Source organism: Enterobacter sp. LM3 (genome assembly GCF_046622475.1).
In the GTDB taxonomy this organism is placed as follows: Bacteria; Pseudomonadota; Gammaproteobacteria; order Enterobacterales; family Enterobacteriaceae; genus Enterobacter; species Enterobacter cloacae_P.
Window position 1 is genome coordinate 10,969 of sequence record NZ_JBJURN010000024.1, and the last position, 21,635, is coordinate 32,603.

General features: G+C 52.8%; 26 protein-coding genes and 1 pseudogene. 14 read left to right on the plus strand and 13 right to left on the minus strand.

What is annotated here, in order from left to right; all coding sequences use genetic code 11:
- Positions 1 to 41 precede the first annotated feature (41 nt).
- The 3 genes from arcB (at position 42) to mtgA (ending at position 3,987) form a co-directional block, all read left to right on the plus strand.
- Complete coding sequence (arcB, locus tag ACJ9N4_RS19115) at positions 42 to 2,375, plus strand: aerobic respiration two-component sensor histidine kinase ArcB (protein ID WP_411500719.1); 2,334 nt, start codon at positions 42 to 44, stop codon at positions 2,373 to 2,375.
- A 236-nt stretch (positions 2,376 to 2,611) separates the two neighbouring features.
- A complete protein-coding gene (elbB, locus tag ACJ9N4_RS19120; RefSeq protein WP_182274578.1) occupies positions 2,612 to 3,265 on the plus strand; it encodes an isoprenoid biosynthesis glyoxalase ElbB in 654 nt (217 codons plus the stop codon).
- Positions 3,262 to 3,987: a monofunctional biosynthetic peptidoglycan transglycosylase gene (gene mtgA / locus ACJ9N4_RS19125; RefSeq protein WP_411500720.1), complete on the plus strand. Its 726-nt coding sequence runs from the start codon at positions 3,262 to 3,264 to the stop codon at positions 3,985 to 3,987. The genes elbB and mtgA overlap by 4 nt, the downstream gene beginning before the upstream one ends.
- 39 nt (positions 3,988 to 4,026) lie before the next feature.
- Here the strand turns inward: mtgA and npr are convergent, their stop codons facing one another.
- The 11 genes from npr to ACJ9N4_RS19180 all read right to left on the minus strand — a co-directional run bounded on the left by npr (position 4,027) and on the right by ACJ9N4_RS19180 (position 11,947).
- Entirely contained in the window at positions 4,027 to 4,299 is a 273-nt protein-coding gene (gene npr, locus ACJ9N4_RS19130) for a PTS phosphocarrier protein NPr (RefSeq protein ID WP_182272795.1), read from the minus strand.
- Entirely contained in the window at positions 4,296 to 5,150 is an 855-nt protein-coding gene (gene rapZ / locus ACJ9N4_RS19135) for an RNase adapter RapZ (RefSeq protein WP_182272794.1), read from the minus strand. The genes npr and rapZ overlap by 4 nt, the downstream gene beginning before the upstream one ends.
- Positions 5,151 to 5,195: 45 nt before the next feature.
- A complete protein-coding gene (ptsN, locus tag ACJ9N4_RS19140) occupies positions 5,196 to 5,687 on the minus strand; it encodes a PTS IIA-like nitrogen regulatory protein PtsN (RefSeq protein ID WP_131635296.1) in 492 nt (163 codons plus the stop codon).
- A gap of 82 nt (positions 5,688 to 5,769) precedes the next feature.
- Positions 5,770 to 6,057 carry a ribosome hibernation promoting factor gene (gene hpf / locus ACJ9N4_RS19145; RefSeq protein ID WP_014071954.1) on the minus strand — a complete coding sequence of 96 codons (288 nt, stop codon included), beginning with the start codon at positions 6,055 to 6,057 and terminating at the stop codon, positions 5,770 to 5,772.
- Between the two features lie 22 nt (positions 6,058 to 6,079).
- Positions 6,080 to 7,513: an RNA polymerase factor sigma-54 gene (gene rpoN / locus ACJ9N4_RS19150; protein ID WP_182272792.1), complete on the minus strand. Its 1,434-nt coding sequence runs from the start codon at positions 7,511 to 7,513 to the stop codon at positions 6,080 to 6,082.
- A gap of 47 nt (positions 7,514 to 7,560) precedes the next feature.
- A complete protein-coding gene (gene lptB / locus ACJ9N4_RS19155; protein ID WP_182272791.1) occupies positions 7,561 to 8,286 on the minus strand; it encodes an LPS export ABC transporter ATP-binding protein in 726 nt (241 codons plus the stop codon).
- Between the two features lie 6 nt (positions 8,287 to 8,292).
- A complete protein-coding gene (gene lptA, locus ACJ9N4_RS19160) occupies positions 8,293 to 8,847 on the minus strand; it encodes a lipopolysaccharide ABC transporter substrate-binding protein LptA (protein ID WP_182272790.1) in 555 nt (184 codons plus the stop codon).
- Complete coding sequence (gene lptC, locus ACJ9N4_RS19165; protein ID WP_182272789.1) at positions 8,816 to 9,391, minus strand: LPS export ABC transporter periplasmic protein LptC; 576 nt, start codon at positions 9,389 to 9,391, stop codon at positions 8,816 to 8,818. The genes lptA and lptC overlap by 32 nt, the downstream gene beginning before the upstream one ends.
- Positions 9,388 to 9,954 carry a 3-deoxy-manno-octulosonate-8-phosphatase KdsC gene (gene kdsC, locus ACJ9N4_RS19170; RefSeq protein ID WP_182274577.1) on the minus strand — a complete coding sequence of 189 codons (567 nt, stop codon included), beginning with the start codon at positions 9,952 to 9,954 and terminating at the stop codon, positions 9,388 to 9,390. The genes lptC and kdsC overlap by 4 nt, the downstream gene beginning before the upstream one ends.
- Before the next feature lie 14 nt (positions 9,955 to 9,968).
- Positions 9,969 to 10,955 (minus strand): arabinose-5-phosphate isomerase KdsD, encoded by a 987-nt coding sequence (gene kdsD, locus ACJ9N4_RS19175; protein ID WP_182272788.1) that lies wholly within the window; start codon positions 10,953 to 10,955, stop codon positions 9,969 to 9,971.
- Between the two features lie 14 nt (positions 10,956 to 10,969).
- Entirely contained in the window at positions 10,970 to 11,947 is a 978-nt protein-coding gene (locus ACJ9N4_RS19180; protein WP_182919013.1) for a calcium/sodium antiporter, read from the minus strand.
- A 228-nt stretch (positions 11,948 to 12,175) separates the two neighbouring features.
- Here ACJ9N4_RS19180 and mlaF point away from each other — a divergent pair, with 228 nt between their 5' ends.
- The 7 genes from mlaF to murA all read left to right on the plus strand — a co-directional run bounded on the left by mlaF (position 12,176) and on the right by murA (position 16,970).
- Complete coding sequence (gene mlaF, locus ACJ9N4_RS19185; protein WP_182919012.1) at positions 12,176 to 12,988, plus strand: phospholipid ABC transporter ATP-binding protein MlaF; 813 nt, start codon at positions 12,176 to 12,178, stop codon at positions 12,986 to 12,988.
- Positions 12,989 to 12,995: 7 nt separating this feature from the next.
- Positions 12,996 to 13,778 carry a lipid asymmetry maintenance ABC transporter permease subunit MlaE gene (mlaE, locus tag ACJ9N4_RS19190; protein WP_182272785.1) on the plus strand — a complete coding sequence of 261 codons (783 nt, stop codon included), beginning with the start codon at positions 12,996 to 12,998 and terminating at the stop codon, positions 13,776 to 13,778.
- A 4-nt stretch (positions 13,779 to 13,782) separates the two neighbouring features.
- Positions 13,783 to 14,331, plus strand: coding sequence for an outer membrane lipid asymmetry maintenance protein MlaD (gene mlaD, locus ACJ9N4_RS19195; protein ID WP_182272784.1), 549 nt, complete (start codon positions 13,783 to 13,785; stop codon positions 14,329 to 14,331).
- Between the two features lie 18 nt (positions 14,332 to 14,349).
- Positions 14,350 to 14,985, plus strand: coding sequence for a phospholipid-binding protein MlaC (gene mlaC / locus ACJ9N4_RS19200; RefSeq protein WP_182272783.1), 636 nt, complete (start codon positions 14,350 to 14,352; stop codon positions 14,983 to 14,985).
- Positions 14,985 to 15,278 carry a lipid asymmetry maintenance protein MlaB gene (mlaB, locus tag ACJ9N4_RS19205; RefSeq protein WP_182272782.1) on the plus strand — a complete coding sequence of 98 codons (294 nt, stop codon included), beginning with the start codon at positions 14,985 to 14,987 and terminating at the stop codon, positions 15,276 to 15,278. The genes mlaC and mlaB overlap by 1 nt, the downstream gene beginning before the upstream one ends.
- 126 nt (positions 15,279 to 15,404) lie before the next feature.
- Entirely contained in the window at positions 15,405 to 15,659 is a 255-nt protein-coding gene (gene ibaG, locus ACJ9N4_RS19210; protein WP_008501458.1) for a BolA family iron metabolism protein IbaG, read from the plus strand.
- A 51-nt stretch (positions 15,660 to 15,710) separates the two neighbouring features.
- A complete protein-coding gene (gene murA / locus ACJ9N4_RS19215) occupies positions 15,711 to 16,970 on the plus strand; it encodes a UDP-N-acetylglucosamine 1-carboxyvinyltransferase (RefSeq protein ID WP_182272781.1) in 1,260 nt (419 codons plus the stop codon).
- A gap of 63 nt (positions 16,971 to 17,033) precedes the next feature.
- Here the strand turns inward: murA and sfsB are convergent, their stop codons facing one another.
- Positions 17,034 to 17,321: a DNA-binding transcriptional regulator SfsB gene (sfsB, locus tag ACJ9N4_RS19220; RefSeq protein ID WP_182272780.1), complete on the minus strand. Its 288-nt coding sequence runs from the start codon at positions 17,319 to 17,321 to the stop codon at positions 17,034 to 17,036.
- 228 nt (positions 17,322 to 17,549) lie between these two features.
- Positions 17,550 to 18,521 (minus strand): octaprenyl diphosphate synthase, encoded by a 972-nt coding sequence (gene ispB, locus ACJ9N4_RS19225; RefSeq protein ID WP_182919011.1) that lies wholly within the window; start codon positions 18,519 to 18,521, stop codon positions 17,550 to 17,552.
- A gap of 257 nt (positions 18,522 to 18,778) precedes the next feature.
- On the opposite strand from ispB, the gene rplU reads away from it, so the two are divergent.
- From rplU to cgtA, 4 genes and pseudogenes are all read left to right on the plus strand, one after another.
- A complete protein-coding gene (rplU, locus tag ACJ9N4_RS19230) occupies positions 18,779 to 19,090 on the plus strand; it encodes a 50S ribosomal protein L21 (protein WP_003025032.1) in 312 nt (103 codons plus the stop codon).
- Positions 19,091 to 19,109: 19 nt separating this feature from the next.
- Positions 19,110 to 19,367 carry a 50S ribosomal protein L27 gene (rpmA, locus tag ACJ9N4_RS19235; protein WP_004385076.1) on the plus strand — a complete coding sequence of 86 codons (258 nt, stop codon included), beginning with the start codon at positions 19,110 to 19,112 and terminating at the stop codon, positions 19,365 to 19,367.
- Positions 19,368 to 19,462: 95 nt separating this feature from the next.
- Positions 19,463 to 20,430, plus strand: a pseudogene (locus tag ACJ9N4_RS19240) (DMT family transporter).
- 15 nt (positions 20,431 to 20,445) lie between these two features.
- Positions 20,446 to 21,618 (plus strand): Obg family GTPase CgtA, encoded by a 1,173-nt coding sequence (cgtA, locus tag ACJ9N4_RS19245; RefSeq protein ID WP_182919010.1) that lies wholly within the window; start codon positions 20,446 to 20,448, stop codon positions 21,616 to 21,618.
- Positions 21,619 to 21,635 lie beyond the last annotated feature (17 nt).

Below are 21,635 nucleotides of genomic sequence, written 5' to 3' on the forward strand. Positions count from 1 at the left end.
TTTGAGTATTATTGAGCGATAAAGTCGTGAAGGGATCCTCTATGAAGCAAATTCGAATGCTTGCCCAGTACTACGTCGATCTGATGATGAAGCTCGGGCTGGTGCGTTTCTCCATGCTGCTGGCGCTGGCACTGGTTGTACTGGCCATTGTGGTGCAAATGGCGGTGACTATGGTTCTGCATGGTCAGGTCGAGAGTATCGACGTGATCCGCTCTATCTTCTTCGGTTTGCTGATTACGCCGTGGGCGGTCTATTTCCTCTCTGTGGTGGTTGAGCAACTCGAAGAGTCCCGTCAGCGCCTTACCCGGCTGGTTGAGAAACTGGAGGAGATGCGCGAGCGCGATCTCAAGCTCAACGTCCAGCTCAAGGACAACATTGCGCAGCTTAACCAGGAAATTTCAGAACGTGAGAAGGCTGAGGCCGAGCGTCAGACCACGCTGGAGCAGCTGAAAATCGAGATGAAAGAGCGTGAAGTGACGCAGATCCAGCTCGAGCAGCAATCCTCTTTCCTGCGCTCCTTCCTTGATGCTTCACCGGATCTGGTTTTCTATCGTAATGAAGATAAAGAATTTTCCGGCTGTAACCGGGCGATGGAGCTGTTGACCGGCAAAAGCGAAAAGCAATTGATTAACCTGAAACCACAGGATGTCTACTCCGAAGAGGCTGCCGCTAAAGTGATGGAGACGGATGAAAAAGTCTTCCGTCACAACGTCTCGCTGACTTACGAGCAGTGGCTGGATTACCCGGACGGACGGAAAGCCTGTTTTGAGATCCGCAAGGTACCGTACTATGACCGCGTCGGGAAACGTCACGGCCTGATGGGCTTTGGCCGCGATATTACCGAGCGTAAGCGCTATCAGGATGCGCTTGAGCGTGCCAGCCGTGACAAAACCACATTCATCTCCACCATCAGTCACGAACTGCGCACACCGCTGAACGGGATTGTCGGGTTAAGTCGCATTTTGCTGGATACCGATCTGACCAGTGAACAGGAGAAATACCTTAAAACGATCCACGTCTCGGCGGTCACGTTGGGCAATATCTTCAATGATATTATCGATATGGATAAGATGGAGCGCCGTAAGGTCCAGCTTGATAATCAGCCGGTTGATTTCACCAGCTTCCTTGCCGATCTGGAGAACCTTTCCGGTTTGCAGGCGCAGCAAAAGGGGTTGAGCTTTGTCATGGAGCCAACGCTGCCGTTGCCGCATAAAGTGGTGACGGACGGTACGCGTCTGCGACAAATTCTGTGGAACCTGATCAGTAACGCCGTGAAGTTTACCCAGAAGGGGCGGGTTGCAGTGCGTATCCGCTATGATGACGGCGATATGCTGCACTTTGAGGTGGAAGACTCAGGGATTGGTATTCCGCAGGAAGAACAGGACAAAATCTTCGCCATGTATTATCAGGTGAAGGACAGCCACGGCGGTAAGCCTGCAACGGGGACCGGTATTGGCCTGGCGGTGTCTAAACGTCTTGCGAAGAGTATGGGTGGGGATATCACGGTGGCCAGCCTGGCGGGCAAAGGTTCTACCTTTACCCTGACGGTGCATGCGCCAGCGGTGGCAGAAGAGGTTGAGGATACCTTTGAAAACGACGATATGCCGCTGCCAGCGCTGCACGTTCTGCTGGTGGAAGACATTGAGCTGAACGTGATTGTGGCTCGTTCAGTGCTGGAAAAACTGGGCAACAGTGTGGATGTGGCGATGACCGGGAAAGCCGCACTGGAGATGTTCACTCCGGGTGAGTATGACCTCGTCCTGCTGGATATTCAGCTGCCGGATATGACCGGCCTGGATATCTCACGTGAACTGACGAGCAAGTATGCTGCCGACGATCTGCCGCCGCTGGTTGCGCTGACGGCGAACGTGCTGAAAGACAAAAAAGAGTACCTCGATGCCGGTATGGATGATGTGCTCAGCAAGCCGCTGGCGGTGCCTGCCCTGACCGCCATGATCAAGAAGTTCTGGGATACCTGTGATGAAGAGGAAAGCACCATGACGTCAGTTGATAGCGCAAAAGCACAAGCAATACTGGATACCGCCATGCTGGAGCAGTATATCGATCTGGTTGGCCCAAAACTGATTACCGACGGTCTGGCCGTGTTTGAAAAAATGATGCCGGGCTACCTGAGTGTGCTGGAGTCTAACCTGACCGCGCGTGACCAGAAAGGTATCGTCGAAGAGGGGCATAAGATCAAAGGCGCGGCGGGTTCGGTCGGGCTACGCCACCTGCAACAACTGGGACAACAAATTCAGTCGCCTGATTTACCTGCCTGGGAAGATAACGTGGGTGATTGGGTTGAAGAGATGAAGCAGGAGTGGCAGAACGATGTGGCGGTACTGAAAGCCTGGGTGGATACCAGAAAAAAATGACCCCGGTTTAACCGGGGTGCGCGAATACTGCGCCAACACCAGGGAAATCGTGGCTGCGCCTGATATTTCTTTCGTGTTGTTTTTGCTTACGACGCAGCCTGAATATTTGGGCCGCACGCAGATAAGATAGCAAATCTTAAATGATTTGTTACATGAATCAGTGAAATGTGTGAAGCATAGCGTTTTAATCAGAATTATTAATGTGCTTCAGTGAGTTGCATAGAAGGAACGTCATGATGAAAAAGATTGGTGTCGTGCTGAGCGGATGCGGTGTTTACGATGGTTCGGAGATACATGAAGCCGTCATTACCCTCCTGGCATTGGCCCGGCATGGTGCTGAGGCGATCTGTTTCGCGCCGGATAAAAACCAGACGGATGTTGTCAATCATCTGACTGGTGAATCGATGGCAGAAACCCGTAACGTGCTGACTGAAGCCGCACGTATTGCGAGGGGGGAGATCCATCCCCTGATTCAGGCCGATGCCACGGAGCTGGACGCGTTAATTGTGCCTGGTGGGTTTGGCGCGGCCAAAAACCTCAGTACCTTTGCGGCCCAGGGTGCGGAATGTCATATCGATCCGGATTTAAAAGCGTTGTCACAGGCGATGCATGCGGCGGGTAAACCGCTGGGCTTTATCTGTATTGCCCCGGCGATGCTACCCAAAATTTTTGATTTCCCGCTGCGCCTGACCATCGGGACGGATATTGATACTGCAGAGGTCATTGAAGATATGGGGGGCGAACATGTGCCTTGTCCGGTCGATGACATTGTGGTTGATGAAGACAACAGGATCGTTACCACACCTGCGTATATGCTGGCGCAAAATATCGCAGAGGCCGCCACGGGCATTGAAAAGCTGGTGGACAGAGTGCTGGTTCTGACTGAATGAGTCGCCAGTTTGCTGTGGGTACGTGGGTGAAATGTACCCTGTTACGCATTGCGCTCGTGCTGGCTGTTTTCTGGGGCGGCGGGATCGCTTTATTCAGCATTATGCCGGTACCGTTTTCGGCCGTGATGGTTGAGCGCCAGCTCGGCGCATGGCTCTCCGGTGATTTCAGCTATGTCGCTCACTCTGACTGGGTGAGCATGGATGAAATTTCCCCGTTCATGGGACTGGCTGTGATTGCCGCAGAAGATCAAAAATTCCCGGAGCACTGGGGTTTTGACGTGGCGGCCATTGAGAAGGCTCTGGCCCATAACGAACGCCACGAAAACCGCGTGCGCGGGGCCTCGACGTTGTCACAGCAGACGGCAAAAAATCTGTTTTTATGGGATGGTCGAAGCTGGGTACGAAAAGGGCTGGAAGCGGGTTTGACGCTGGGGATGGAAACGGTCTGGAGCAAGAAACGTATTCTGACCATCTACCTGAATATCGCCGAGTTTGGTGACGGCGTGTTTGGCGTTGAAGCGGCCGCACAGCGTTATTTCAATAAACCGGCCAGCCGGTTGAGCCTCTCTGAGGCTGCGTTGTTAGCGGCAGTATTACCGAATCCCGTTCGCTTTAAGGCCAGTGCGCCATCGGGTTATGTGCGCAGCCGTCAGGCATGGATTATGCGCCAGATGCGTCAGCTAGGTGGGGAAGGATTTATGGAGAGAAATAAGCTGATGTAGGGCGGGTAGGCGTAGCGCCACCCGCCTGAGAGACAGGGATCAGTCTTCGTCAAACCCGGCGTTAAACAGGGCAATCACCGCTGCCAGCGCTTCCACTTCCTGTGGGCCAGTGGCTTCTACTTCGATCTGGCGGCCTTTGGCCGAGTCCAGCATCAGCAGTGCAATCACGCTGTTTGCTTCCGCCTCGGTACCTTCATCGTTACGCAGCAGAACCTCTGCATCGAAACCCTGCATCAGCTCAAACAGTTTCATTGCCGGGCGTGCATGCATGCCCAGCTTGTTGGTGATCTCAACGGTGTGTTTTACGGTCATGTTTTACGTTTTTCCAGCGTACGATGACGGGACTGAACGTTCTTCCCGCGCGAACGGAAGTAGTCGGCCAGCTGTTCGGCGATGTAAACCGAACGATGTTTACCGCCGGTACAACCAATCGCCACTGTCAGGTAGCTACGATTGTTTGTCTCCAGCATAGGTAACCATAGCTCAAGGTAGCTTCGCGTCTGGTAGATAAAATTGTGAACTTCTGTGTGCCTGTCGAGGAAGGCCGCCACGGGTTTATCCAGACCGGTCATAGGACGCAGTTTTGGATCCCAGTGCGGGTTCGGCAGGAAGCGCACGTCGAAAACATAATCCGCATCGATAGGAATACCGTGCTTAAAGCCGAAGGATTCGAACACCATCGTCAGTTCACGTTCGCGTTTGCCCAGCAGGCGGGTACGCAACATCTCTGCCAGCTCATGAACGGACATTTCGGAGGTGTCGACAATCAGATCGGCACGGGAGCGCAGCGGCTCCAGCAGATCGCTCTCTTCGTCGATAGCGCTTTCCAGAGAGAGATTTTTACTGGAAAGAGGATGCAAACGACGGGTATCGCTGTAGCGACGAATCAGGGTGTTGCGGTCAGCATCAAGGAACAGCAGCTGAGGTGAGAAAGACTCCGGCAGGTTGCTCATCGCCTGCTCAAAGATTTCTGGTGATTCGGGCATGTTACGGACGTCGATACTGACGGCCGCCGAGATTTGCCTGTCGGCAAGCGTCCGCGCCAGATCGGGCAGTAACACGACCGGCAGGTTATCTACGCAGTAAAAACCCATATCTTCCAGCGCACGCAGGGCGACAGATTTTCCCGACCCTGAACGACCGCTGACGATCATCAGCACCATGTTCCGTTTCTCCTCAGGACAACAGATGTGAAGGCCATCTCCCGGTTATGCATCATCCTGATTGCCTTCTGCTTCAGTGATAATCTGATAGAGCTCTTCATCACTTTGGGCTGAACGCAGTCGACGGCAAATGGTTTTATCGGCCAGACGTTTAGCAACCAGCGAAAGCGTATGCAGATGCGTTTTCGTCTGGTCGGCAGGAACCAGCAGCGCGAAGAGGAGATCGACGGGCTGGTTATCAATGGCATCGAAGGCGATAGGCGTTTCCAGCTGCACAAATACACCGACGGCACGCAATGTGTCTTCTTCCAGTTTGCCGTGCGGGATCGCGATGCCGTTGCCGATGCCGGTACTGCCCATTTTTTCGCGGGTCAGAATCGCTTCGAACACCACCTGCGGCGGCAGTCCCAGCTGTTTTGCGGCCAGTTCACTGATGATCTCCAGCGCACGTTTTTTGCTCTGGCAGTGAACGCCACTGCGGGTACATTCCTGGTTAAGGACATTGCTCAGTTGAAGAGCGGAATCGTTGTTCATCATAATTTCACCTAAGCGCTAACTGCACAAATGGCCTGTTGTGTTTCACAACAGGCCTGTCTGCACCCGTTAACTGCCCGGACAATTAGTGTTGTTTCAGTTTATCTTTATGTTTATTTAGCTGCCGCGCAAGCTTGTCAATCAAGCCGTCGATAGCAGCGTACATGTCTTGCCCTTCCGCACTGGCATGGAGTTCACCCCCGTTCACGTGCAGGGTTGCATCCGAGATATGAGTCACTTTCTCCACTTTCAACACAATATAGACCTGATTGATCCTTTCGAAATACTGCTCGAGTTTCGCGAACTTAGCGTTCACAAAATCGCGCAAAGCGTCAGTGATTTCGACATTGTGTCCTGTGATGTTGAGCTGCATAGTGTCTTCCTTATCGGTTGTGTCAGACCAGTTGTTTACGCTGGTTAGACGGCGGAATGGATAAAGACTCTCGATACTTCGCAACAGTGCGGCGTGCCACCATAATACCCTGGTCGGACAGCATGGTGGTTAACTTACTGTCACTCAGTGGCTTCGCGGGATTCTCCGCGGCGATCAACTTCTTCACCAGTGCGCGGATCGCCGTTGACGAGGCTTCGCCACCGCCTTCGGTGTTCACATGGCTGGAGAAGAAATACTTAAGCTCAAAAATGCCTCGCGGACTGTGCAGATACTTCTGCGTGGTCACACGAGAAATGGTTGATTCGTGCATTTCGACGGCCTGGGCGATGTCCGCCAGTACCATCGGTTTCATATACTCTTCGCCCTGCTCGAAGAATGCCTGCTGCTGCTCGACAATACAGCGGCTCACGCGCAGTAGCGTATCATTTCTGCTCTCCAGACTTTTGATCAACCATCGTGCTTCCTGCAAATTGCTACGAATATATTGATTATCGGAGTCGTTGCGCACGCTGGTGCACATGGAGGCATACTGCTGGTTGATTTGCAGGCGAGGGATGCTGTCGGAATTCAGTTCAACGACCCAGCGGTCATTATGTTTTCTCACCAGTACGTCCGGAATGACATATTCCGGTTCGCTGGTCTGGATCGACTGTCCGGGTCGCGGATCGAGCGACTGAATCAGGTTAACCGCCTCTTTCAGCACTTCTTCTTTCAGACGCGTGACGCGCATGAGCGTGCGGAAATCATGGTTAGCCAGAAGATCCAGATGATCGCTGATGATTAAGCGGGCTTCTTCGATCCACGGCGTCTCTTTACTGAACTGCGACAGCTGGATCAAAAGGCAATCACGGAGATCTTTCGCCGCCACGCCAACCGGGTCGAAGCGTTGGATACGCTTCAAAACGGCTTCAATCTCTTCGGGCTCGATCTCTTCGTCACCGATACTTTCGAGGATTTCTTCCAGCGTGACGGTCAAATAGCCAGTGTCATCAACGGCATCGACGATAGAGGTCGCAATCGCGCGATCGGTATCAGAGAAAGGGGTGAGCTCTACTTGCCACATCAGGTAATCCTGCAGCGACTGGGTAGTTTCACCCTGATAAACCGGTAGCTCATCGTCCTGGTAGTCTGCACGCGTCCCGGAAGGCGTTCCGGCGGTGTAGATTTCATCCCAGCTGGCATCCAGAGGAAGCTCGTCCGGCATCTCTTTTTGCTCGAGAGCATCAACGGTGTCGAGTGTTTCGGTGTCCTGCGACTGCTGGGTATCTACCTCGTCATGAAGATCGGCTTGCTCCAGTAACGGATTGCTGTCCAGTGCTTGCTGGAGCTCCTGCTGGAGTTCTAATGTAGACAGTTGCAGCAGGCGAATTGCCTGCTGTAACTGCGGCGTCATTGCCAGTTGTTGGCTGAGCCTTAATTGCAAACCTTGCTTCATGTTCAGAGCATTTTTCTCCGGTTCGGCGTTACGTTACCTCTACCCTATCAGAGTCTGAAGTCTTCCCCAAGATACACGCGCTTAACATGATCATCTTCGAGGATCTGCTGCGGCGTACCGTGGGCAATCAGATGGCCCTGGCTAACAATATAGGCGCGTTCACACACGGCCAGCGTTTCACGGACGTTGTGGTCAGTGATCAATACGCCAAGCCCGCTGTCGCGCAGGTGTTCAATAATGCGTTTAATGTCGATAACGGAGATTGGGTCAACGCCCGCAAACGGTTCATCCAGAAGGATAAATTTCGGGTTTGCAGCCAGCGCACGGGCAATCTCAACACGACGGCGTTCACCACCTGACAGCGCCTGACCCAGGCTGTCACGCAGGTGCTCAATGTGAAATTCTTCCATCAGTTCATTCGCGCGATCCTGACGCTGTTCGCTGGTCAGGTCGTCGCGAATTTGCAGTACCGCCATCAGGTTATCGAAAACGCTCAGACGGCGGAAAATGGAGGCTTCCTGAGGCAGATAGCCGATACCGCGACGCGCGCGCGCATGCAGTGGCAGAAGGCTGATGTCTTCGTCATCAATGACAATGTTGCCAGCATCACGCGGCACAATGCCAACAACCATGTAGAAAGTCGTGGTTTTACCCGCACCGTTTGGGCCGAGCAGGCCAACGATTTCGCCGGAGTTGACGGTCAGACTGACATCTTCCACGACACGGCGGCCCTTATAGGCTTTCGCGAGATTTTTTGCAGTTAATGTTGCCATAACGAATTAGTTACTCTTCTTCTGTGCCGGGGCCTGGCCCTTACCTTTGTCCTGCAGCTGCGATGGAACAAGCACGGTGGTTACGCGTTTGCCTTTCTCGCTGGAAGCCTGCATTTTTTGCTCTTTCACCAGATAGGTGATCTGGTCACCGGTGATATTGCTGTCCAGCTGTTCCAGGTAGGCATTACCGGTCAGGATGACAAGATCCTTCGCCAGCTCATAGTGCATATGTGTGGCATGACCTTTTACCGGCTTACCGCTGTCCTGCATCTGATAGAAGGTGGCCGGGTTGCCATAGCCATCAATAATTTCTTTGCCTTGCTCACCGCCAGGACGGGTGACGACCACTTTGTCGGCGTTAATTTTGATGGTGCCCTGGGTCATTACGACGTTGCCCGTAAAGGTGACGACGTTACCCTGCATATCGAGCGACTGCGTGTCGGATTCGATATGGATAGGCTGTTCGGTATCGCCAGTCACAGCAAGCGCGGGAAGACTGGCTGCCAGCATCGCACTGGCGATAATTACTTTAAGGCTGAGTTTGTTTGTTTTGAATTTCATAGGAGGTTCTAACCTTTTCAATCAGCTCGGCATTTTTGCTGCGTAAGTTCCCGCGCATTCTCAGACCGCTGGAATTAAATGTTGTGCCATACAATGTGACCAGATCCTGCGAAGTCACGTCCTGGGTCACCAGGTTGATTTGGGCATTATCTGTCGTAATTTTGCGTAGTTGCGAGTCAGCGGTCAGGGCGTTGACTTCAACGTGGCCATACAGGTAAAGCATACGGTCATTTGTCAGTTTTGCCCGGTCTGACTTAATTGACCACGTCGGAACTTTGTCAGTATCAAACGTCGTCATGACTGGCTGGGTAAACCACGAAATACCGTCATTTGAAAAATATTCAACATGCTGGGCAATCAGGCGATAGTTCAGCGCACCTTCCGGGCTGTAGACCACGGTGTCGCTGTGATCGCTTTTATAGGTTGGATCGTTAGTATTGACCACTTCCGTTTGTGTATCGTCACGATCGGCAAGGTTCACGCCAATCAGTACCAGTGCGACAAGCGAAAGCAGAATGATAACCCAACGTCTGGTTTTACTCATATCGATTGCCCTTTGGCCTCATCAAGCTTGCCCTGCGCCAGCAGAAGCAGATCGCAGACTTCACGTACAGCACCCCGGCCACCGTTGATATGGGTGACGTAGTCAGCTCGCGGGATCAGCAGCGGATGCGCATCCGCAACCGCGATACTCAGGCCGACTTCAGCCATGACCGGCCAGTCAATCAGATCGTCCCCGACATAGGCCACGTTTTCCGGTGCAATAGCCAGTTTTCCCAGTAAGTCATTGAAGGCTGCCACCTTGTCGGATTGTCCCTGGTAAAGATGGGTAATGCCTAACGTTTCACAGCGGTCTTCTACAAGTTTAGCTTTCCGCCCGGTGATGATGGCAACTTCGATACCCGACGTCAGCGCACAGCGAATGCCGTAGCCGTCGCGAACGTTAAACGCTTTCAGCTCTTCACCATTATTGCCCATATAAATCAGACCGTCGGAGAGTACGCCATCCACATCGAGGATGAGCAGACGAATATTTTCTGCCTTCGCCATCATATGGGTACTGACCGGGCCATAACAGGTTGCAAGGGATGCACCCGCATTACTCATTGTCTTATCCTTCATTACACTACGCCTGCGCGCAGCAGATCATGCATATGTACCACACCCAGCAATTGGTCGCCATCGGCAACCATGACTGAGGTGATATGACGGGACTGCATCAGGTTCAGCACATCCACTGCCAGGGTGCCAGGGCGAACGCGGATGCCGCCTGGGGTCATGACATCGGCGATCCCGAGCGTGCGGACGTCGACACCCATATCGAACACGCGGCGTAAGTCGCCGTCGGTGAAAATTCCCTGAATTTTCATCAGGTCGTCGCACACCACCGTCATACCCAGATTTTTACGGGTGATTTCCAGCAGCGCATCGCGCAGGGAGGCCGCTTTACTGACGTGAGGGATCTCATCGCCAGTATGCATAATGTCGTTAACCCGCAGCAGCAGCTTACGCCCCAGCGCACCGCCAGGATGGGAAAGCGCGAAATCTTCAGGGGTAAAACCACGCGCTTCCAGCAGCGCAACGGCAAGCGCATCACCCATGACCAGCGCCGCCGTGGTGCTGGACGTTGGCGCAAGGCCAAGCGGGCAGGCTTCTTTGGGAACTTTGACGCACAGATGAATATCTGCAGCGCGCGCCATGCTGCTTTCGGGGCGGCTGGTCATGCAAATCAGGGGAACCTGCAGGCGCTTCAGTACCGGGATCAGCGCCAGGATCTCATTGGATTCACCAGAGTTCGACAGCGCAATAACGACATCCTGTGGCGTTACCATGCCCAGGTCACCGTGCGCGGCTTCCCCCGGGTGAACAAAGAAGGAGGAGGTTCCCGTGCTGGCAAACGTCGCTGCCATTTTGCGTCCAATATGGCCGGACTTGCCCATTCCCATCACCACAACTTTACCGGCACAGTAGAACATCTTCTCACATGCCTGACTAAAGTCCTGGTTAATGTACTGATCTAACTGCGCCAGACCTTCACGTTCAATCTCCAGAACATCTTTGCCTGCTTTCTGAAAGTCAAAACCCGGCTGCAATTCTACTTGCGACATAATACGTTTCCGTTTTACCCAGAGAGAAGAGGCGAAAGCCAGTACAGCATCGCCATCCATACGATAAATCCACCTGTCAGCAGCGCACCTGCGCCTTTGCCGATCTGTCGTTGTCGCCGCCAGCAGAGCAGAGCAAAAATAACGCTGACCAGCAACATCACACCGTAATCGCGCGAGAAGGCCAGGGGGTTAAAGGGTCCTGGCGTTATCAGGGCTGGCAGGCCCATCACGATGGCGATGTTAAAAATGTTTGAACCAATGATATTGCCAATCGCGATATCGTCTTCACCTTTCCGTGCGCCAGCGATGGCCGTGGCCAACTCCGGCAGACTGGTTCCGATGGCAATGACGGTCAGACCGATGGTGAGTTCGCTCATGGCGAAATAGTTCGCCAGCACCGTCGCGTTATCTACCACCATGCGCGTAGCCATTGGCATAATGATCAGCGCGACACCAAGCCAGAGGAGTGCGACAGGCAGTGTACCTTCACGCGGGAGTTCGGCAATTTGCTCACGTGTCAGGCTGTCATGGCCTTGCTTTTCAGCCTGACGGGCGATTTTCACAATATAAAGCAACCATATGACGGCCAGCGCCAGCAAAAAAATGCCGTCACTGTAGCTCAGTACGCCATCATAAAATACGCAGCCTGCCAGCAGGCTTACGATTAACATTAGCGGCAATTCACGACGCAGAACATCAGAATGCACGCGAAATGGATGCAGCAGCGCCGCTAAGCCCAGAATAAGGAGAATGTTGACGATGTTGGAGCCAATCGCAGTGCCAATAGCCAGGTCTGCCTGACCATGCAGCGATGCTGTGACAGAAACGATAATTTCAGGAAGTGATGTTCCGACACTGACAACGGTCATCCCAATGACAATAGGTGGCACGCCAATCAGTCGACACAGGATAGATGCAGCAAACACCAAACGGTCAGCACTGTAGACCACCAAAAGTAAACCAATTATTAACAGTGCTGTTGCTAAAAGCATCAAAAGTCCTTTCTTCAGGTATACTCGCCGGTCCACCGCGCAGGAATTGTTGGCGTTGCATAGCGTCTGAGGCGTAACGAATTCCTAATTTTGACTTTATGCGCCGGAAAAGTAAAACAAATGCCAGCTTTCGCTAACCTCAACGGCTAATATTCTGTAAAAATGCTGAGTTTAGGGCTGATTTAAGCTTCATGCTCAGCGTGGAGTCGGGCAAGAAAGGAACCATAAATGAGCCAAACGATGGCGAATTTAGTCGACGTACGTGGTGTGAGTTTTTCTCGTGCCAACCGATTGATATTTGATGATATTTCGCTGACGGTCCCGCGTGGTAAGATAACCGCTATCATGGGGCCATCAGGGATCGGTAAAACGACTTTGCTGCGTCTTATTGGCGGGCAAATTCCACCGGATAGCGGTGAAATTCTCTTCGACGGTGAAAACATCCCGGAGATGTCTCGCTCGCGTCTGTATACTGTCCGCAAGCGCATGAGTATGCTTTTTCAGTCGGGGGCACTGTTCACCGATATGAATGTCTTTGATAACGTGGCTTACCCACTGCGTGAGCATACCCATTTGTCGCCCGAGCTACTGAAAAGCACGGTGATGATGAAGCTTGAAGCTGTGGGGCTGCGGGGAGCCGCGAAGCTGATGCCATCAGAGCTTTCCGGTGGTATGGCGCGCCGCGCTGCGCTGGCACGAGCCATTGCATTAGAACCCGATTTAATCATGTTCGACGAGCCGTTTGTCGGACAGGATCCTATCACGATGGGCGTGCTGGTGAAGCTCATTTCTGAACTGAACAGCGCGCTCGGCGTTACCTGTATCGTGGTTTCTCACGATGTGCCGGAAGTGTTGAGTATTGCCGACTATGCCTACATTGTGGCAGACAAAAGGATCGTCGCGCATGGCAGCGCTCAGGCGTTGCAGGAAAATTGCGATCCGCAAGTGCGGCAGTTCCTGGACGGTATTGCGGATGGGCCTGTACCGTTCCGTTATCCCGCGGGTGACTATCGTGACGATTTATTGGGAATAGGGAGTTAAGCCACTCATGCTGTTAAATGCGTTGGCCGCTCTTGGACACCGTGGCATAAAAACCATCAGGACGTTCGGGCGTGCCGGATTGATGTTATTCAACGCGCTGGTCGGCAAGCCGGAATTTCGTAAGCACGCACCTTTACTGGTGCGACAGCTCTATAACGTCGGCGTGTTGTCGATGCTCATCATCATTGTTTCCGGTCTGTTTATCGGCATGGTGCTTGGGCTGCAGGGTTATCTTGTGCTGACGACCTACAGTGCAGAAACCAGTCTCGGGATGCTGGTGGCACTTTCGCTACTGCGTGAGCTGGGGCCGGTTGTTGCCGCATTGCTGTTTGCCGGGCGAGCAGGGTCGGCCTTAACCGCAGAAATTGGCCTGATGCGCGCGACCGAGCAGCTTTCCAGTATGGAGATGATGGCGGTCGATCCGCTGCGTCGCGTGATCTCGCCACGTTTCTGGGCCGGTGTTATCTCATTGCCGTTACTGACTGTCCTCTTTGTTGCCGTGGGGATCTGGGGCGGTTCGCTGGTTGGTGTGCACTGGAAAGGCATTGATGCCGGGTTCTTCTGGTCTGCCATGCAGGACGCCATCGATCTGAGAAAGGATCTGGTTAACTGTCTGATTAAGAGCGTGGTATTTGCCATTACGGTCACCTGGATTGCATTGTTTAATGGTTACGATGCTATTCCGACGTCGGCGGGCATTAGCCGTGCAACTACACGTACTGTCGTTCATTCGTCACTGGCCGTACTGGGTCTGGATTTTGTGCTCACCGCACTGATGTTTGGGAATTGAGTTCATGCAAACGAGAAAAAATGAAATTTGGGTCGGCGTGTTCCTGCTGCTGGCACTGCTGGCCGCTCTGTTTATCTGCCTGAGAGCAGCGGATATTACGTCTATCCGTACTGAGCCGACTTACCGTGTCTATGCCACTTTCGATAATATCGGTGGCCTGAAAGCACGCTCACCAGTACGCGTTGGCGGTGTGGTGATTGGCCGCGTTGCGGACATTACGCTTGATGAGAAAACCTATCTGCCGCGTGTCGCGATGGATATCGAAGAGCGCTATAACCATATCCCGGATACCAGCTCTCTTTCCATTCGTACTTCTGGTCTGTTGGGCGAGCAATATCTGGCTCTTAACATTGGTTTTGAAGATCCAGAACTGGGGACGACTATTCTTAAAGACGGTAGCGTGATCCAGGATACGAAGTCAGCGATGGTGCTGGAGGATATGATTGGTCAGTTCCTTTACAGCGGTAAAGGGGAAGATAAAACGTCTGATGCTACCCCTGCACAGGGGAAAGACCATACCAACGTCGAGCCGACCCCAGGCGCGACCAATTAATACCAGGAGAAGTGATTCATGTTTAAACGACTGTTAATGGTTGCCATGCTGGTCATTGCCCCTCTCACCGCAGTACATGCTGCGGATCAGAGCAACCCGTACAAACTGATGGACGAGGCCGCGAAGAAAACCTTCGATCGTCTTAAAAATGAACAACCTAAAATTCGTGCAAATCCTGACTATCTGCGTGATGTAGTCGATCAGGAATTGCTGCCATATGTGCAGATCAAATATGCAGGCGCACTGGTACTGGGCCGTTACTACAAAGACGCCACCCCTGCGCAGCGTGATGCCTACTTTGCTGCATTCCACGAATACCTGAAACAGGCATACGGCCAGGCACTGGCGATGTATCACGGTCAGACCTACCAGATTGCCCCGGAGCAACCGCTGGGTGGTGCGACCATTATTCCTATCCGCGTGACCATCCTGGATCCTAATGGCCGTCCACCGGTTCGCCTGGACTTCCAGTGGCGTAAAAACAGCCAGACCGGAAACTGGCAGGCGTATGACATGATTGCCGAAGGGGTGAGCATGATCACGACTAAGCAGAACGAGTGGAGCGACCTGCTGCGCACCAAAGGCATTGATGGCCTGACCGCACAGCTGCAGTCTATCTCTCGTCAGAAAATTTCTCTGGACGAGAAAAAGTAATGTCACAGCAACTTAGCTGGTCGCGTGAAGGCGAAGTGTTAACGCTGTCTGGTGAGCTTGACCAGGATCTGCTGAACCCTTTATGGGATAAGCGCCACGAAGCCATGCAGGGCGTTACACAGATTGATTTAAGCGACGTTACGCGGGTCGATACGGCAGGCATTGCGCTGCTCATCCATCTTGTTGCCGTGGGGAAAAAGCAGGGAGCCAACGTCACGTTGGCTGGCGCGAGCGATAATGTCGTGACCCTGGCACAGCTCTACAATTTATCTGAAGAGCTGTTACCTCACTAATTTTTTCAGTACGTTACTTCCGCAAGCCCTGGCAGTTTCACCGTCGGGGCTTTTTGCTTGTTTAAGACAACGCCACTTTGCTCTAAGATGTTTGGCTTGTTTTCACTATCAGATGATTAAGAGCCCATGGAAAATCATGAAATCCAGACAGTGCTGATGAATGCACTCTCCCTTCAGGAAGCCCACGTCACTGGCGATGGCAGTCACTTCCAGGTTATTGCTGTGGGTGAGATGTTCGACGGTATGAGCCGTGTGAAGAAGCAGCAGGCTGTTTACGCGCCGCTGATGGAATACATTGCAGATAACCGCATCCACGCCCTGTCGATCAAAGCGTTCACCCCACAAGAGTGGGCACGCGATCGCAAACTAAATGGTTTTTGAGCTGGGGGCGATGCGCCCGCAGCACGGTTGAATTTATAAGAGAGCAATTACATGGACAAATTTCGTGTACAGGGGCCTACTCGCCTCCAGGGCGAAGTCACAATTTCTGGCGCAAAAAATGCCGCGCTGCCAATCCTCTTCGCTGCGTTGCTCGCGGAAGAGCCGGTAGAAATTCAGAACGTACCGAAGCTGAAAGATATCGACACGACCATGAAACTGCTTGGTCAACTGGGTACCAAAGTCGAGCGCAACGGTTCCGTCTGGATTGATGCCAGCAACGTTAACAACTTCTCTGCACCGTACGACCTGGTAAAAACCATGCGTGCATCCATCTGGGCGCTGGGCCCGCTGGTGGCGCGTTTTGGTCAGGGTCAGGTCTCTCTGCCGGGGGGCTGTGCTATCGGCGCGCGTCCGGTTGACCTGCATATCTTTGGCCTGGAAAAACTGGGCGCAGAGATCAAACTCGAAGAAGGTTACGTTAAAGCGTCCGTTAATGGCCGTCTGAAAGGCGCACACATTGTCATGGACAAAGTAAGCGTTGGCGCAACCGTCACCATCATGTCGGCGGCGACGCTGGCAGAAGGTACCACCATCATCGAGAACGCTGCTCGCGAGCCGGAAATTGTGGATACCGCCAACTTCCTTATCGCGCTGGGGGCGAAGATCTCTGGCCAGGGTACTGACCGTATCACCATCGAAGGCGTTGAGCGCCTGGGTGGCGGTGTGTACCGCGTTCTGCCAGACCGTATCGAAACCGGTACCTTCCTGGTGGCTGCAGCCATTTCTGGCGGCAAAATTGTGTGCCGTAATGCACAGCCTGACACTCTGGATGCCGTACTGGCAAAACTGCGTGAAGCCGGTGCAGATATTGAGACCGGAGAAGACTGGATCAGCCTGGACATGCACGGCAAGCGCCCGAAAGCGGTTACCGTTCGCACGGCTCCACATCCGGCCTTCCCGACCGATATGCAGGCGCAGTTCACCCTGTTGAACCTGGTGGCTGAAGGTACTGGTGTGATCACGGAGACCATCTTCGAAAACCGCTTTATGCACGTACCGGAACTGATCCGTATGGGCGCGCATGCAGAAATCGAAAGCAACACCGTGATCTGCCACGGCGTAGAAAAACTGTCTGGCGCACAGGTGATGGCAACCGATCTGCGTGCGTCAGCAAGCCTTGTGCTGGCAGGCTGTATCGCGGAAGGGACGACGGTTGTTGATCGTATCTACCACATCGATCGTGGCTATGAGCGTATCGAAGACAAACTGCGCGCGCTGGGTGCGAATATCGAGCGTGTGAAGGGCGAGTAATCGTTCCGGCAGCCCCCTGCCAGAAATGACCGGGGGGTTGCTATTCCTGTCAAAAAAAGAGCATTACACCGGCTGCTCTCCTTTCGTTTTTTTCTGGCGAATCATGCGTGTTCTGTCAATAAATTCATGGGTAATGGGATCGTGGTAGCGCGACGGCCAGATTATCCACGGGTGTGTTTCCAGCGCCGTTGCAATAATCAATTCACCCTTGGGCCACGGACGGGTCAGCGCATTTGCCAGAGTGGAAGAGCTTAAGCCACTGCGGCGTGACTCTGCTGCAAGCGATGTTCCTTTTTTACGCAGTGCCGCAATGATATCTGCGGAATGCCAGTCGATAAATTTCGTATCCATAAAGCTGTCCTTATGTTCGTATTCACCCACGTCATTTCTCCTGAAACGACAGGGGTACTATACGCATTTCGAACATTGGTTCTAAAAAGTTCGCGTTACTGGAAGCAATATTCAGAATATGACATGGCTTTATTCATGCGGCATGTAAGCCGATGATTTAACATGAATATGGAATTTATTGACGTTTACTGGAATCTCCCCGTATTGATACGGGGAGAAGAGGAGAGGTTAGCGATCGCGCTGGACGGCAATGTGGGCTAGCGCAATGAGAGCATCACGCCACGGGCTGTCTGGAATGACCTGAAGAGCTGCAATGGCTTTATCGGCCTCTTCTTCAGCACGCTGGCGTGTCCACTCCAGCGACCCGCAGATAGCCATTGTTTCCAGTACCGGTTCCAGAAGATGTCGACCATTTCCCTGCTCGATAGCCTCACGGATCATTTTGGCCTGTTCAGGTGAACCATTGCGCATTGCATGCAGCAGCGGCAGGGTTGGCTTACCTTCGTTCAGGTCATCACCCACGTTTTTACCGAGTGTTTCGCCATCGGCGCTGTAATCCAGTAAATCGTCAATCAACTGGAACGCGGTGCCAAGATAGCGGCCATAGTCCTGCAGCCCTTTTTCCTGTGCCTCTGTGCAACCTGCCAGAATACCGGAGCACTGAGCCGCCGCTTCAAACAAGCGCGCTGTCTTGCTGTAGATCACGCGCATGTAGTTCTCTTCGGTAATATCCGGATCGTTGACGTTCATCAGCTGCAGCACTTCGCCTTCGGCGATGACGTTAACGGCTTCAGACATCACTTCCAGCACCTTCAGCGAACCGAGGCTGGTCATCATCTGGAAGGCGCGGGTATAGATAAAATCCCCCACCAGAACGCTGGCTGCGTTGCCAAAGGCGGCATTTGCCGTGGCTTTGCCACGACGCATGTCGGATTCATCTACGACGTCGTCGTGAAGAAGCGTTGCGGTGTGGATAAATTCGATCAGTGCTGCAATAGTGACGTGCGCATTTCCCTGGTAGCCAACGGCTCTGGCAGCCAGAATGGCAATCATCGGGCGAATGCGTTTGCCGCCGCCGCTGACGATGTAATAGCCCAGCTGGTTGATCAGCTGAACGTCAGAGTTGAGTTGCTCCAGGATTGCTGCATTTACACCCGCCATATCTTGCGCGGTTAACTCGTTGATTTTTTCTAAATTCATCGCAAAAGCCGGGCTTTTTATCCTGTTTATCCCATCTTCAATGGGGTAACAAAGGGTTTCGGTTTATCAATAGTATTGCTGATTGTACTGAAAAAACGGCTCAGATAAACGTTACCGTACGTGTTGTGTTTTTTTTCTTCATGTATTGACGGTAGCACTTGTCAAAGGCTCGCGTTTTGCGTAATATTCGCGCCCTATTGTGAATATTTATAGCGCACTCTGATTCATACGAGGATGTGCGCGGAAGCGGAGTTTATATGTACGCGGTTTTCCAAAGTGGTGGTAAACAACACCGAGTAAGCGAAGGTCAGACCGTTCGCCTGGAAAAGCTGGACATCGCAACTGGCGAATCTGTTGAGTTCGCTGAAGTTCTGATGATCGCAAACGGTGAAGAAGTCAAAATCGGCGTTCCTTTCGTTGATGGCGGCGTTATCAAAGCTGAAGTTGTTGCTCACGGTCGTGGCGAGAAAGTTAAAATCGTTAAGTTTCGTCGTCGTAAACACTACCGTAAGCAGCAGGGCCACCGTCAGTGGTTCACTGATGTGAAAATTACTGGCATCAGCGCCTAAGACCTGAGGAGAGATTTAAATGGCACATAAAAAGGCTGGCGGCTCCACACGTAACGGTCGCGATTCAGAAGCTAAACGCCTGGGCGTTAAGCGTTTCGGTGGCGAATCCGTTCTGGCGGGTAGCATCATCGTTCGTCAACGTGGTACCAAATTCCACGCTGGCAACAACGTAGGTTGCGGTCGTGACCACACTCTGTTTGCTAAAGCAGACGGTAAAGTGAAATTTGAAGTTAAAGGCCCGAACAACCGTAAATACATCAGCATCGTTGCTGAGTAAGGTTTTCTCGGTCCGGTAACGGATTAAAGCCCCGCAACGTGTTGCGGGGCTTTTTACATTGGAAACCCGGAAAATTTTCTGTAGGGAAAACGGGCATGAAGCAGCAGGCCGGCATTGGTATTCTTTTGGCGCTCACTACCGCAATGTGTTGGGGTGCGCTGCCAATTGCAATGAAGCAGGTACTGGAAGTGATGGAGCCGCCGACGGTGGTCTTTTATCGCTTTCTGATGGCAAGCATTGGCCTCGGTACGATCCTGGCTGTCAAAGGTAAGCTTCCACCCTTGCGGATCTTCCGTAAGCCACGCTGGCTGGTATTACTGGCCATCGCGACGGGAGGCCTTTTCGGCAACTTCATTCTCTTCAGTTCTTCCCTGCAATATCTCAGCCCCACGGCGTCGCAGGTGATTGGTCAGCTTTCACCGGTCGGCATGATGGTTGCCAGCGTCTTTATCCTGAAGGAGAAGATGCGAGGTACACAGGTTATCGGGGCGAGCATGCTGCTCTGTGGTCTGGTGATGTTCTTCAACACCAGCCTGATAGAGATTTTTACCCGCCTGACGGATTACACCTGGGGTGTGATTTTCGGTGTGGGAGCAGCAACGGTCTGGGTGAGTTACGGCGTTGCACAAAAGGTGTTATTGCGTCGTCTGGCTTCACAGCAGATCCTCTTTTTGCTGTACACTTTGTGTACAGTTGCATTACTGCCTTTAGCGAAGCCGGGAGTCATTACCCAGCTCAGCGACTGGCAACTGGCGTGCCTTATTTTTTGTGGGCTGAATACGCTGGTCGGTTATGGTGCGCTGGCCGAAGCAATGGCGCGCTGGCAGGCAGCACAGGTGAGCGCATTAATCACGCTGACTCCGCTGTTTACGCTGTTATTTTCAGATTTGTTATCAATGGCCTGGCCCGATGTTTTCGTCAGACCGATGCTCAACCTGTTGGGTTATCTCGGTGCGTTTGTCGTGGTTGCGGGCGCGATGTATTCCGCCATTGGTCATCGTCTCTGGGGGCGTTGGCGCAAAAATGAAGCGGTAGTAATAGAGTCCCCCGCTCAGGCGAATGAGTTACGGAGAGTAAAATGAAGTTTGTTGATGAAGCAACGATCCTGGTCGTAGCAGGTGATGGCGGCAATGGTTGCGTAAGCTTCCGTCGTGAAAAATATATTCCTCGTGGCGGCCCTGATGGCGGCGACGGTGGTGATGGTGGTGACGTGTGGCTGGAGGCGGATGAGAACCTCAACACGCTGATCGACTACCGCTTTGAAAAATCCTTCCGTGCTGAACGTGGCCAGAACGGCCAGAGCCGTGACTGTACTGGTAAGCGTGGCAAAGACGTGACCATTAAGGTTCCGGTTGGAACACGTGTGATCGATCAGGGCACGGGCGAAACGATGGGTGACATGACCAAACACGGTCAGCGCCTGATGGTGGCTAAAGGTGGCTGGCACGGTCTGGGTAACAGCCGTTTCAAATCTTCCGTTAACCGTACCCCGCGTCAGAAAACGATGGGGACACCTGGCGATAAGCGTGACCTGCAGCTGGAGCTGATGCTGTTGGCTGACGTTGGTATGCTGGGCATGCCAAACGCGGGTAAATCGACGTTTATTCGTGCTGTTTCTGCAGCCAAACCAAAAGTGGCGGATTATCCGTTCACCACGCTGGTACCGAGCCTGGGCGTTGTCCGTATGGATAACGAGAAGAGCTTCGTGGTTGCCGATATCCCGGGCCTTATCGAAGGTGCAGCGGAAGGTGCCGGCCTGGGTATTCGCTTCCTGAAACACCTTGAGCGCTGCCGCGTACTGTTGCACATCATTGATATCGATCCAATCGACGGTTCTGATCCGGTGGAAAACGCCCGCATTATCATCGGTGAGCTGGAGAAATACAGCGAAAAACTGGCGAACAAGCCGCGCTGGCTGGTCTTCAACAAGATTGACCTGATGGATAAAGCTGAAGCTGAGGCCAAAGCGAAAGCGATTGCTGAAGCGATGGGTTGGGAAGATAAATACTACCTGATCTCCGCAGCAAGCCAGGTTGGCGTGAAAGATCTCTGCTGGGATGTGATGACCTTCATCATCGAGAACCCAATTGTTCAGGCGGAAGAAGCGAAACAGCCTGAGAAAGTCGAATTCATGTGGGATGACTACCACCGTGAACAGCTCGAAGAGATGGAAGCGGAAGAAGACGAAGACTGGGATGATGACTGGGATGAAGACGACGAAGAAGGTGTCGAGTTCATCTACAAGCACTAATTCCTGTGGAAGGCCCC